Raw genomic sequence first — 13,582 nt, 5'->3', positions numbered from 1 at the left:
TTGATTTAAAACAATCACAACAACAGTCCAATTCTTTTTCAATTCTTATTTAATTTACACATTAAGATGTGACAAAAATGCTTTTGTTCTCTCATTCTTGGGATTACCGATTACTTCCTCGGCACTACCCTGCTCGACAATAACTCCACCATCCATAAATATTACCCTGTCTGCAACTTTTCTTGCAAAGTCGATTTCGTGTGTAACTATAACCATTGTCATCTTCTCTGCAGCAAGGTCTTTTAATACTTTAAGAATTCCGGCTGTTATTTCCGGGTCAAGTGCCGATGTAGGCTCATCAAAAAACAGAATCTGCGGATTCATTGCCAGTGCCCTTGCAATCGCGACTCTTTGCTGCTGACCTCCTGATAACTGGCTCGGATAACTGTCCTCTTTGCTCTCAAGTCCTACTTTTTTAAGAAGTGCTCTTGCCGTCTTTTCTGTTTCTTCCTTTGACTTTCCCTGAACATGTACAGGTGCATCAATAATATTTTTCAATACTGTATAATGCGGAAAAAGATTGAAATTCTGAAACACAAGACCAAACTGGCTTTTCACTTCAAGCATATCTTTCTTGCCAACATAAGAAGTGTTCTCATCAGGCTTGTTTGTTGTGGCATATTTTCCACCATAACAAAGAGTTCCTTTATCCATTGTTTCAAGAAGTGTAGCACATCTTAAAAATGTTGATTTTCCTGAACCTGAAGGTCCGATTATCGCCACCACTTCACCTTTATTAACATCTAACGAAATATCTTTAAGCACTTCAAGCCCACCAAAGCTTTTCTGCACATTTTTCATTTCAAGCAGCTTCATATACTCATCCTTCCTGTGCATTTACACAATGCACATCTTAAATAATCACAAATAATCTTAATACTTCATTTTGTTTTCAAGTTTCTCCATGCCATATGCAACTACAAAGTTAAATATGTAATAGAAAAGACCTGCAACAAAAAGTGGCATAATGCTTGTCTGTGCTGCCGCAATCTGTTTTGCAAGTGTAAACATTTCTGTGTATGCAAGTGCAAATGCAAGCGATGTATCTTTTACAAGTGTAATTACTTCATTTGTAACCGGTGGAAGCACAATTTTTACCATCTGCGGAAAAATAATTCGTACAAATGTCTGTGTTCTTGAATAGCCAAGAACTGCTGCTGCCTCATACTGACCTTTTGGAACCGCTTCTATTCCCGAACGATAAATCTCTGCAAAATATGCCGCATAATTAAGTGAAAATCCTATAATTACAGCGTAAAACCTGTAACTGTTAGAAAGTGACATTCCGAAAAGATAATACGGTCCGAAAAATACTACAAGAAGCTGTAACATAAGCGGTGTGCCACGCATAATTGAAATATATATTCTTGCTACCCAGTTAAGTACTTTTAACTTTGAACGTCTTATAAATGTAATAACAAGTCCAAGCGGAAGTGAGAATATAAGTGTAAGCACAAATATTCCAAGTGATGCAAGCATTCCTGATAAAAGCTGTCTTAATATATCAAACATATTGTCTAAAAATCCGGTTTTTTCTTTAACAGTATCCTCTGCTTTCATAACAGAATCTGTTCCCGGCTGTCCAAGACATGCAGACTCCTCAAGTCCCCATTTCTGAACAATTGAATCAAATGAGCCATCAGCAAGCATCTCTTCAAGTGTTTCCTGAACCTGATTTCTTAACTGCGTATTGCCCTTCTTAAAACCAACACCATATTCCTCGCTTGAAACATGCTCGTTAAGAATTGTAAATGTATCACCACGCGACTCAACTTCATACTTTGCAACACCTATATCCATACATACTGCATCTGCAGAACCGGCATCAAGATTAAGAAATGCACTGTTGTAATCTCCAACCTGCTGAAGCGACTTAAAACTTGCTGCAAGCCTGATATTTTCCTCGTCGGCATCTTCTCCTGTAAATGCTGCAAGTGCTGATGAATCAGACTGCACTATAACATTTTTACCTGCAAGATCAGAAAGCTTTGTTATTCCTGAATTTTTCTTTACAACCACAACCTGTGAATTATCTACATAAGCAGTTGACCACGTATATTCCTTTTCACGTCCGTCCATTGTAAAACCGTTCCAGATACAGTCAATCATACCTGAATTAAGTTCCATATCCTTGCTTTCCCATTCAATAGGCTGCTTTACAAGTGTCCAGCCATTTCTTGAACATACCTCTGCTGCAAGGTCAAGGTCAAATCCGACATACTCTCCGCTGTCATCTTTGTATCCATACGGTGGAAATTCCGCATCAAAACCTACCGTAAATGTATCCCCGCTGTTTTTTGCCACGTTGCTGTCATTCTTTTTACTGCCGCAGCCGCTAATCACGCCTGCCATTACAGCTACAAGAGCCGCAGCCATAATGAGTTTTTTCAAAATCGCCTTCAATTTTTTTCTCCTTTATCAAAAACTATGAGAAGTACTTCCCGCCGGCTTCCATAAACCGCCCTGTGCATACATAAAATAAGCTGTGGCACTATACTGCCACAGCTGCCACCAATCAGATATTAATTATCTCCTAATACCTTTTTTGCTTCGTCATACGAATCCATATGTATGTATATATCACACTTCATATTCTTACTATTGTCCAGGAACTTCAGTAAACCTGAATGCGTTTTCCATTTTTCATAATAGGAAATATTATTCTTCCGTAAGACCTTTTCTATCTTCTTGCATTCTTCAGGTGATACATCCGAACGCAGAACCCGCTCATTCGTACCAAATTCTGCCATATTAAAACGCCTCTTTCTCATTTATTGTTATTAAATAATAACATATTGTTCATAAAAAATCCATATAAAATGACTTAATTATATAAACAATATTTTCCGTGTATGCACAGTCTGCAGCCTGTTTCCCGCATACATAATAAACGCCGGCCAAAGAATTAATCTTACAAGCCGGCGTCTGAGTCAATATAATATTATATTTGTATAAATCTACTATTATTCAACTGTGTAAATCCAGCCCTTAGGAGCTTCAATCTTACCCATCTGGATACCTGTAAGAGTATCGTAGAGCTTCTGGATTGTAGGACCCATCTTCTCCATTCCGCTAGGGAAACAGATTTCTTCGCCATGATTTACAATCTTGCCTACAGGTGAGATAACTGCAGCTGTACCGCAAAGACCACATTCAGCAAAGTCTTTAACTTCATCGAATAATACTTCTCTTTCTTCAACTTCAAGTCCAAGGTATTCCTTAGCAACATAAATAAGTGAACGACGTGTGATTGAAGGAAGGATACTGTCAGACTTAGGTGTTACAACCTTGCCATCCTTTGTTACGAATATAAAGTTAGCTCCGCCTGTCTCTTCAACTTTTGTTCTTGTTGCAGGGTCAAGGTACATATTTTCTGCATAACCTTCTTCATGTGCTGTAACAATAGCATGAAGGCTCATTGCATAGTTAAGACCTGCTTTGATATGACCTGTTCCGTGAGGTGCTGCTCTATCAAAATCAGAAACTTTGATTGTGAGAGGCTTAGCACCGCCCTTGAAATAAGGTCCAACAGGTGTAACGAGAATTCTGAACTGATATTCATCAGCCGGCTTAACACCGATAACAGGATTACTACCAAACATATATGGACGAATGTAGAGAGACGCACCTGAACCAAATGGAGGTACCCATGCATCGTTAGCCTTAACAGTCTTTGCAACTGCTTCTACAAACTTATCTTCAGGATAAACCGGCATCTCAAGTCTGCGGCATGAGTTTGCCATTCTCTCAGCATTCATATCAGGACGGAAAATGACTACATGACCGTCTTGTGTTGTATATGCTTTCATTCCTTCAAAACATGTCTGTGCATACTGAAGCACGCCTGCACACTCGCTAATCACGACCTTATCATCTTCTGTAATGACACCGTCATCCCATGCTCCATCTTTGAAATTTGCAACAAATCTCTTGTCAGTCTTCATGTAACCAAAACCAAGATTTGACCAGTCAAGATTTTTCTTTTCCATCTTTATTACTTCCTTTCATAAATACTTACACGTATTTTAATACGATAATATACTAAAGTCAACAACATTATCAGCTTAATTATTCCCTGTCAAGCACTGACTGATAAAATGTAAAATAGTCTTCTCTCTTATCAGCTGTAAATGCAATGGCAGTTCTTGGATGCTGGTTCTGCTGGCCGGTAAGCATGTACTGCACATCACATCCCCATACAACACCTGATTTTTTCAGTGGAAGAATTCTATTTTCAATAAACTTAAGAACAGGATTCAGGCTGTACTTAGGATTTCTTAAAAATCCTAGAAGGAGTTCCATATAGCAGTTTCCTGCCCCTCTTCCCATACCGCTCATTGTCGCATCAAGATAACTTACACCGAAGGCACATGCTTCAATTGTATTTGCAAATGCAAGCTGCTGGTTATTATGTGCATGAATACCAACTTTCTTTCCTGCTGCTTCTGCAACCTTAATGTACTTATCAGCATATCTTCTTATCTGTTCAGGGTAAAGTGAACCATAGCTGTCAACAAGGTAAATAACATCTGCCTTGCTCTTTGAAAGCAAATCAAGTGCCAGATCAAGCTCACTTTCCTGTGCAGTAGAAACTGCCATAATATTTATTGTTGTCTCATATCCCATATCAGCACAGTAATTAATCATCTCAACTGCTGCCGGGATAGTATTTACATATGTCGCAATACGAATCATATCAATTACACTGTCTTTTTTCGGAATGATATCCTTTTTATAATCAGTTCTTCCGACATCCGCCATAACCGAAATCTTCATGTCAGTATCATTATCACCGACAATATCTCTTATATCCTGCTCGTCACAGAACTTCCACTTGCCAAATTCATTCACGTCAAACAAATCCTTTGAAGCCTTATAACCGAACTCCATATAATCAACGCCTGCGGCAGCATTTGTTTTATATAAATCTTTTACAAATTCATCATCAAAATAAAAATTATTAACAAGACCTCCGTCTCTTATTGTGCAGTCAACAACCTTGATGTCTGGTCTGAACGAAATTAATTCACCTTTCTGTTGCATAAAAAAATCCTCCGTATGTTTTTGCTTTACCATGCGTATTTCACCATGACGCCTAATTTAATTGATACGTCTGTATTTTTCACTTTAAAGCGTTAAATTGATATAAGTATACCACTTTAAATCGAAAAGTCAAAACATTTATAAGCTTTTTTTATTAAAGTTGAAGTTTATTCTGCATAAGTTTGAGCATCTCTTTAATACCTGTAAGATATTCTCCAGCATTATTGTATTTCTTTTTTGTCACACGCCAGATAAACTGCGGCTGTGAACCGCTTACAAGCTTCATTGCCCCTCCGAAGCTGTCAATAAAATCCGGAATTGCCTCTGTATTTATTTCTGCCTTAGGATAAACTTTCATAACTGTCTTATAACAACCTGACGGTCCATCCTCAATAGTTCCTTTCATTTCCATAATTCCGATTTTATGAGCCATTGACTTAATGAGGGCAATATTTAAAAGATTAACTGCCGGTGTGCTTAATGAACCATATCTGTCTACAAGTTCATCTTTCATGTCGCTTAATTCTTCCTCGCTCTCAATAGCTGCAATACGTTTATAAATATCAAGCTTCTGATATTCACTTTTGATATATGTCGAAGGAATATAGGCATCCACAGACAAATCAACATTCGTTTCAAAACTATATTCGTTCTTAATTCCTTTTAAGTCATTAACGGCTTCATTTAACATTTTACAGTACAAATCATAACCTACTGCTGCCATGTGTCCATGCTGGCTCTTTCCGAGAACATTTCCCGCTCCCCTGATTTCAAGGTCTTTCATTGCAATCTTAAATCCTGAACCAAAATCAGAAAACTCTCTTATCGCAGAAAGCCGTTTCTCGGCGACCTCTGTAAGCATCCTGTCTCTTCTGTATAAAAGAAATGCATATGCCGTCCTGTTGCTTCTACCGACACGCCCGCGTAGCTGATAAAGCTGCGAAAGCCCGAATTTATCGGCATCCTCTATAATCATCGTGTTTACATTGGAAATATCCATGCCCGTCTCAATGATAGTTGTCGAAATAAGCACATCTATATCACCATTGATAAAATCGACCATAATCTTTTCAAGTTCACGCTTTTCCATCTGACCATGGGCAAATGCCACATTTGCCTGCGGAACAAGTTCCTGGATGTGTGCAGCCGCCTCATCTATGCTTCTGACACGATTGTATACATAATACACCTGTCCGCCTCTTGCAAGCTCTCTGTTTATCGCTTCGCGAATCATCTCGTCGTTATGTTCCGTCACGAATGTCTGAATCGGTACTCTGTCTACAGGCGGTTCTTCAAGCACACTCATATCCCTTATTCCGACAAGGCTCATGTGAAGCGTTCTTGGTATCGGTGTTGCACTGAGCGTAAGAACATCAATATTATTTTTCAGTTTCTTGATTTTTTCCTTGTGTGCAACACCAAAACGCTGCTCCTCGTCTATTATGAGAAGTCCGAGGTCTTTGAATTCTACATCTTTTGAAAGCAGACGATGAGTTCCTATAACAACATCGACAAAACCTTTCTTCAAATCAGCAAGCGTTTCTTTTATTTCTTTGTTGGTTCTGAAACTTGAAAGCTGTGCAACTTTAAGAGGAAAATTTTTCATTCTCTGCTCAAATGTATTGAAATGCTGCTGTGCGAGAATTGTCGTCGGCACAAGGTAAGCAACCTGTTTTCCTTCCTGTACAGCCTTAAATGCCGCACGTATGGCAACTTCGGTTTTTCCGTATCCGACATCGCCACATATAAGTCTGTCCATGATTCGTGTGCTTTCCATATCCGCCTTAGTATCAGCTATGGCATTAAGCTGGTCATCAGTCTCCTCATATGGGAACATTTCTTCAAATTCTTTCTGCCATACAGTGTCAGGTCCAAATGCATAACCCTTCTGGTTCTGTCTTATTGAATAAAGTTCCACAAGATCCTTTGCTATCTCCTCAACAGCTCCGTGAACCTTTGCTTTGGTCTTATTCCACTCGACACTTCCAAGTTTATTCAACTTAGGCTTCTTTTCCGTGTCTGATGCAGCATATTTCTGAAGCCTGTCAAGCTGTGTGGCAAGAACATACAGATTGCTGTTCCCGGCGTACTCTATCTTGATATAATCTTTTTCAACGCCCTCAACAGTAATCTTTTCAATTCCCTTGTATACACCAAGTCCGTGCATTTCATGGACAACATAATCACCGACATTAAGTTCGTTAAATCCGGCAATTGACCTGCCCTCGTATTTCTTCTTCTGCTTCTTTCTTGTACGGCTCGTAAATATATCATTCTCAGTAATAATTACAAAACCAATAAGCGGATATTCAAAGCCACGATGGATATTTCCATACGTAACCATAACAGTTCCCGGCATTATTTCTTTGTCATAATCCTCACTGAAATAGCTCTGCGTGCCCAGCTCCTCTAAATCTGCTACAATTCTTGCCGCCCTCGTTCTTGAATTGCACACAAGGACAACTCTGTACCCTGTTCTTTTATATTTATTAATATCATCTGCAAGATACTCAAAGCTGTTATTATAAGAACTTATGCTTCTCGCATCAATTCTCAGATAATCTGCCGGTTTTAACATTTTCGGCTTGTAATCAAGTGACGATAAAAGCATAAGCCTTGAAGACTGCATATTTTTGTAAACTTCTGCAATCGGACGCATAAGCTTTGTCTGGCTTGCAACGACATATCCGCCTTCAAGACGGTTCTTCATGCTCTCTTCATACTCATATGAGATGAGTTCCATTCTCTCCATAATCCTGTCCGGCTCATCAAGCACAAAAACTGTTTCATCTTTTGAAAAATAGTCTGTGAACCCTTCTATCTCATCAGTAAATGACAGTATGAATTTACTGTAATCTCTCGTTCTTTCAAAATCAGCATATGCATGTCTTAATCTGTTACATGCATCCATCTCCTGCTGTGTCTTTTTCTTCTTATCATTTCCAAGCGTAACAAGCTGCTTTTCAACTTCATCTTTTACTTTTTCAAATCCCGCATCTATTTCATCCTCAGATAAAATCCACTCTGTCGCCGGAAATACGTCGTATGTCTGTATTTTTTCAACTGAACGCTGGCTCTCCACGTCAAAAAAACGTATTGAATCGATTTCATCATCCCACAATTCAATACGCACCGGAGTCTCATCCGTATATGAAAATATATCTATTATTCCGCCACGGACCGCAAACTGCCCCTGTCCGTCAATCATCGGAACTCTTGTATATCCGATTCCTACAAGCTTAGAAATAAGCTTTTCCGTATCAATAATATCACTATTTTTAAAATGAATTATATTATCACGGTATCTTTGCAGCGGCATAAGCATATCAACACATCCGTCAATTGTAGTAATAACGGTAATGTTTGTCTTATTATCTTGTGCTGCAATAATTTTTTGTATACATCTTAACCGTTCACCCGCAAGCTGATTACCATGGACATCAGCACTGTAAAATATGAAATCTTTCGCAGGATAGTATATACTCGATTTATCAAAAAATCGTGAATCCTCCTGCATTTCGCGTGCTTTTGCCTCGTCACCCGTTATTATAAGACGAAATCTGTAATCATTTACGGCAGCATGAACAAGATGAATTTTCTGGGTATCTATGCAGCCGCTTATCATAACCGGCTGCCCTGTAACTTCAAAATCTTTCTTTAACTGTTCTATTCCCGCCAACTCAGAAAGCGGTGCATAAAATGTCTTCATTTATATAACTCCGTTATTTTATAAATTACTGTTTTTTGTATTAACAATATATTTACCCGTTATATTTATTCATGCCGCTTTCTATGCCTTCATTCATTATGCATGCAACGGCATCACAGGCTTTCTTTATTCCATTTTCCATATCAGCCTCAACCTCTTTCGGGTATCTTGACAGAACCCAGTCTGCAAGATCCCATTCCTTCGGCTTGTCTCCGACACCAAATTTTATACGCTTAAATTTGTCACTTCCAAGCTGTGCAATAATATTTTTGATACCATTGTGACCTCCGGCACTTCCCTTTGCACGAAGCCTCAGTCTTCCGGGCTCAAGACTTATATCGTCAAATATTACTATTAAGTCATCAATATCTGCCTTATAATAATCCATAACCTCACGTATACATTCTCCTGAAAGATTCATATATGTGAGCGGCTTTACAAGTATTACCTTCTGACCGTCGATTATTCCTTTTCCGATAAGCCCTTTATGCTTAGCTGTATCCACATCTATATTATATTTATCAGCAAGTGCATCTATAACCGCAAATCCTGCGTTGTGTCTTGTACCTGCATATTCTTTTCCCGGATTTCCAAGTCCTGCTATTATATACATAAAATTAAACTCCTTTCCGCCGCCGCAATAAAAAATCAGCTCAGATGAAATAGCTATTATAGCCATATTAACACCCAAGCTGAAATTTTTCAAATTAATGATGATTTTAATAATAAATCGGATTATCTTCAACTACAATAATAGGATCACCCTCGCCTACATATCGTGAATTTGCCTTTATTGTACTGCCGCTTTCAACGATACAATTCTCAAGATAGGAATTATCTCCGATATAAACATCGTTAAGAATAATACAATTCTTTACAACACTGTTGTTTCCGATATAAATCTTCTTAAAAAGAACTGAATTCTCGACACATCCGTTTACGATACATCCACTTGAAACAAGGCTGTTCCTTACTTCTGCACCAAAGTTATACTTAGCAGGCGGTAAATCCTCAACTTTTGTATAAATATCCGGATACTGTTTAAAGAAATAATTTCTTACATCTTTCTTTAAGAAATCCATATTAGTTTTGTAATATGAATTAACTGTTGAAATATTGCTCCAGTATGTATCAAGCTTGTACGCATAAATCTTTTTAAGATTCTTATAACGGACAAGGATATCTCTTACAAAATCATGGCGGTCTTCTTCTGCCGCTTTTTCGATAAGTTCAATAAGAAGTCGTCTTCTTATAATATAAATACCTGTCGAAACTGTTGAAAGATTAGTCTCCAAAGGTTTTTCATCTATCTCTGTGACACGTCCTTCTTCTGTCATTGATACAACACCAAATCTGTTAATCTCAGAGCGGTCTTCAAGCTTCTTTACAACCATCGTAATATCTGCTTTTTTCTCTATATGATACTCAAGGACTTTACCATAATCCAGCTTGTAAATACCATCACCTGATGCAATTACAACATATGGCTCATGGCTTGACTTTAAGAACTGAAGATTCTGATAAAGTGAATCTGCTGTTCCGCGGTACCAGTAGCTGCTGTCAGCTGTTATTGTAGGCGTAAATACAAAAAGTCCTCCCTGCTTTCTTCCGAAATCCCACCATTTTGATGAGCTTAAATGCTCGTTGAGTGAGCGGGCATTATACTGTGTTATAACAGCAACTTTCTGGATTTTTGAATTAGACATATTGCTCAATGCAAAATCTATGCTGCGGTAGCTTCCTGCAACCGGCATTGCTGCTATCGCTCTTTTATTAGACAATTCCTTCATCATCTTATTATTGCCGCCGGCTAAAATAATTCCTATTGCTTTCATACGTTGTCACCTGCCTTAATTATTACACCGCCTCCCACAAGTTCTCCATTCGGATAATCTTCTGGTTTTGTCTCACCTGAAACAGCTGTGTTTTTGCCAATCTTTACGCCGTCAGGAATAACTGTACATTCACCGATTGTAACAAGACCCGAATTGTAAATCTTAGGTTTAAGTACATTCTCTGCTTCCTCTCCGACACCAATCTCAACATTATCGCCGATAACAACTTCTTCCGCTATAATTGCCTTTTCAACTGATGTATTCTTTCCTATTACAGTATCCTGCATTATGATAGAATCCCTTACAACTGCACCTTCTTCAATTACAACGCCTGAACCTATTACAGAATTATAGACTTTTCCGTATATCTCACTTCCGTCACCTATAATACTCTTTTCAATAAAAGCATCTGATGATATATACTGTGGTGGAATCGCATCTGTTCTGGTATAAATCTTCCAAAACTCTTCATATAGATTAAATACAGGAATTATATCTATAAGTTCCATATTAGCTTCCCAATATGAGTTAAGCGTTCCTACATCTTTCCAGTAGCCGTTATACTCATATGCAAAAAGTCTCTTATTATTTTCAAAACAATATGGAATGACATGCTTGCCAAAATCACATTCATTCTGGTCTTTAAGTGCAATAAGTGCATTTTTAAGGACTTTCCAGCTGAATATGTAAATACCCATTGAAGCAAGATTACTCTTAGGATTCTCAGGTTTTTCCTCGAATTCTGTGATTCTGTTGTCATCATCAGTAACAACAATACCGAATCTTTTTGCCTCCTCAATAGGAACAGGCATTGCAGCTATTGTTATATCTGCATTGTTGGCCTTATGATAATCAAGCATTATCTTGTAATCCATCTTATAAATATGGTCACCCGAAAGAATAAGAACATAATCAGGATTATACTGCTCCATATATTCAAGATTCTGATAAATGGCATTGGCTGTTCCTGTATACCATTCACTGTTTGTACTCTTCTCATACGGAGGAAGCACCGTAACACCGCCAACATTGCGGTCCAAATCCCACGGAATACCAATACCGATGTGAGTGTTAAGTCTTAACGGCTGATACTGAGTCAACACACCAACTGTATCAATCCCTGAATTAATACAGTTGCTTAATGGAAAATCAATTATGCGGTATTTACCGCCAAATGCTACGGCCGGCTTGGCCATCTTTGATGTGAGGACTCCGAGTCTGCTTCCTTGTCCTCCTGCCAGTAACATGGCTATCATTTCTTTTTTAATCATGCTCTCACCCCTGATGCTAAAAATTTACTGTCTTATTAAGTTGTCCTAATTATATCATATTCAGACTTGTAAGTAAAAAGAATTTTTTATTTTTTTTTATTTTTTTCTTGTTTAAATAGACAATTTAAAAAATTCTAAACACAATTTTAATGCAATTATTTTATTCGAGAAAAATTATCTAAACAATTTTATTCCGGCTATTGACAAAAAGGTCATAATGTGTCCTTAAATTAGTTTGAAATTTTTCTCATTATGTTTATAATAATATTGGAGACTACATTATAATAAGTAATTTTTAAGAAAGGCAATTAATCTATGTATCATATTGATTTTAATAATCCTGTACATGTCCACTTTATAGGTATCGGTGGAATAAGCATGAGCGGTCTTGCACATATTCTCATAGGAAGACATTTTACCGTATCCGGCTCCGACAGCCACGAATCTGAACTTACAGATGCACTTGAAAAGGAAGGCTGCACATGTTTTTACAAGCAGGAGGCTTCTAATATACATCCTGATTATGATGTTGTTGTATATACAGCAGCTATTTCAGACTCCAATCCTGAGCTTGCACGTGCAAGAGAGCTTGGAATCCCTACCCTCACAAGAGCTGAGCTTTTAGGCCAGCTTATGAAAAATTATAAGGTTGCGGTAAATGTTGCCGGAACACATGGAAAGACGACAACTACATCAATGATTACAGAAATCCTTCTTGCCGGTAACTGTGACCCTACTATTTCTGTAGGCGGCATACTTCACAGTATCGGTGGCAATGTACGTGTCGGAAAATCTGACATTTTCGTAACCGAAGCCTGTGAATATACTAACAGCTTTTTATCATTTTATCCGACAATTGATGTAATTCTTAATGTAAAAGCAGACCATCTTGATTTCTTTAAAGATATTGACGATATCCGCCATTCATTCAAGCTTTTTACAGAAAAACTTCCAAAAGACGGAACTCTCATTATTAATACAGATATTGATAACTATGAATATTTTTATAAAGATACAGACTGTGAAGTAATTACAGTTGGTTCAAATCCTGCGACAAGCCGTTACAGTGCTGCTGATATCGCATATGACAGTGCCGGCTGCTGCTCATATACACTTCTTATTGATAATAAGCCAGATGGCACAATAAAACTCGGTGTTCCGGGCGAACATAATGTATACAATTCACTTGCAGCAATTGCCGTTGCCATAAAACTTGGTCTTGACCTTGAAACAATCAAAAAAGGACTATGCGGTTTTTCAGGCACTGACAGACGTTTCCAGAAAAAAGGAACTTTTAACGGTGTGACAGTTGTTGATGATTATGCACATCATCCTGACGAGATTACAGCAACTCTTGACAGTGCAAAACATTTTCCACACAACAGAACATGGTGCGTATTCCAGCCTCATACCTATTCAAGAACAAAAGCACTTCTCGGTGATTTTGCAAAAGCACTTTCAGCTGCCGACATTGTCGTCCTCGCCGACATATATGCTGCAAGAGAAACTGATAACCTTGGAATAAGTTCAGCAGATTTACAGAAAGCAATCGGTGAACTCGGCAAAGAATGTTATTATTTCCACTCATTTGAGGAAATCGAAAAATTTTTATTAAAAAATTGTATCAACGGCGATTTGTTGATAACTATGGGTGCCGGAGATGTTTATAAAGTCGGCGAAGCCCTTGTTAATCAGTAATTTCTGAATTTTTATAAAAGTTGTCA

10 protein-coding genes and 1 pseudogene are annotated in these 13,582 nt (G+C 38.0%); 1 reads left to right on the top strand and 10 read right to left on the bottom strand.

The features are described from left to right. Positions 1–54: 54 nt before the first annotated feature. From WMO38_RS08795 to WMO38_RS08750, 10 genes and pseudogenes are all read right to left on the bottom strand, one after another. On the bottom strand, positions 55–816 hold the full coding sequence (locus WMO38_RS08795; protein ID WP_349162280.1) for an amino acid ABC transporter ATP-binding protein: 762 nt from the start codon (positions 814–816) through the stop codon (positions 55–57). Positions 817–873: 57 nt separating this feature from the next. Continuing rightward, complete coding sequence (locus WMO38_RS08790) at positions 874–1,512, bottom strand: amino acid ABC transporter permease (protein WP_349162359.1); 639 nt, start codon at positions 1,510–1,512, stop codon at positions 874–876. A 105-nt stretch (positions 1,513–1,617) separates the two neighbouring features. After that, positions 1,618–2,352 (bottom strand): annotated as a pseudogene (locus tag WMO38_RS08785) (amino acid ABC transporter substrate-binding protein); the annotation flags it as partial. 170 nt (positions 2,353–2,522) lie between these two features. Further along, positions 2,523–2,750 carry a hypothetical protein gene (locus WMO38_RS08780; protein WP_021865167.1) on the bottom strand — a complete coding sequence of 76 codons (228 nt, stop codon included), beginning with the start codon at positions 2,748–2,750 and terminating at the stop codon, positions 2,523–2,525. 213 nt (positions 2,751–2,963) lie between these two features. Continuing rightward, positions 2,964–3,989: a branched-chain amino acid aminotransferase gene (locus tag WMO38_RS08775; RefSeq protein WP_349162279.1), complete on the bottom strand. Its 1,026-nt coding sequence runs from the start codon at positions 3,987–3,989 to the stop codon at positions 2,964–2,966. Positions 3,990–4,068: 79 nt separating this feature from the next. Beyond that, positions 4,069–5,043, bottom strand: a complete 975-nt coding sequence (locus WMO38_RS08770) for an aldolase catalytic domain-containing protein (RefSeq protein ID WP_021865169.1) — start codon at positions 5,041–5,043, stop codon at positions 4,069–4,071. 154 nt (positions 5,044–5,197) lie between these two features. Beyond that, positions 5,198–8,752, bottom strand: coding sequence for a transcription-repair coupling factor (mfd, locus tag WMO38_RS08765; protein ID WP_349162278.1), 3,555 nt, complete (start codon positions 8,750–8,752; stop codon positions 5,198–5,200). A gap of 52 nt (positions 8,753–8,804) precedes the next feature. Next, positions 8,805–9,365: an aminoacyl-tRNA hydrolase gene (gene pth, locus WMO38_RS08760; protein WP_349162358.1), complete on the bottom strand. Its 561-nt coding sequence runs from the start codon at positions 9,363–9,365 to the stop codon at positions 8,805–8,807. 106 nt (positions 9,366–9,471) lie between these two features. After that, positions 9,472–10,587 carry a glucose-1-phosphate adenylyltransferase subunit GlgD gene (gene glgD / locus WMO38_RS08755; protein WP_186836033.1) on the bottom strand — a complete coding sequence of 372 codons (1,116 nt, stop codon included), beginning with the start codon at positions 10,585–10,587 and terminating at the stop codon, positions 9,472–9,474. Further along, positions 10,584–11,858 carry a glucose-1-phosphate adenylyltransferase gene (locus WMO38_RS08750; RefSeq protein ID WP_021865173.1) on the bottom strand — a complete coding sequence of 425 codons (1,275 nt, stop codon included), beginning with the start codon at positions 11,856–11,858 and terminating at the stop codon, positions 10,584–10,586. The genes glgD and WMO38_RS08750 overlap by 4 nt, the downstream gene beginning before the upstream one ends. A 315-nt stretch (positions 11,859–12,173) precedes the next feature. Here WMO38_RS08750 and murC point away from each other — a divergent pair, with 315 nt between their 5' ends. After that, complete coding sequence (gene murC, locus WMO38_RS08745; protein ID WP_349162275.1) at positions 12,174–13,556, top strand: UDP-N-acetylmuramate--L-alanine ligase; 1,383 nt, start codon at positions 12,174–12,176, stop codon at positions 13,554–13,556. Positions 13,557–13,582 lie beyond the last annotated feature (26 nt).

This window comes from Lachnospira hominis (ex Hitch et al. 2025) (assembly GCF_040096395.1).
Taxonomy (GTDB): Bacteria; Bacillota; Clostridia; order Lachnospirales; family Lachnospiraceae; genus Lachnospira; species Lachnospira hominis.
The sequence above is the reverse complement of the archived record's forward strand: the minus strand, read 5'-3'. Positions and strand labels throughout refer to the sequence as shown.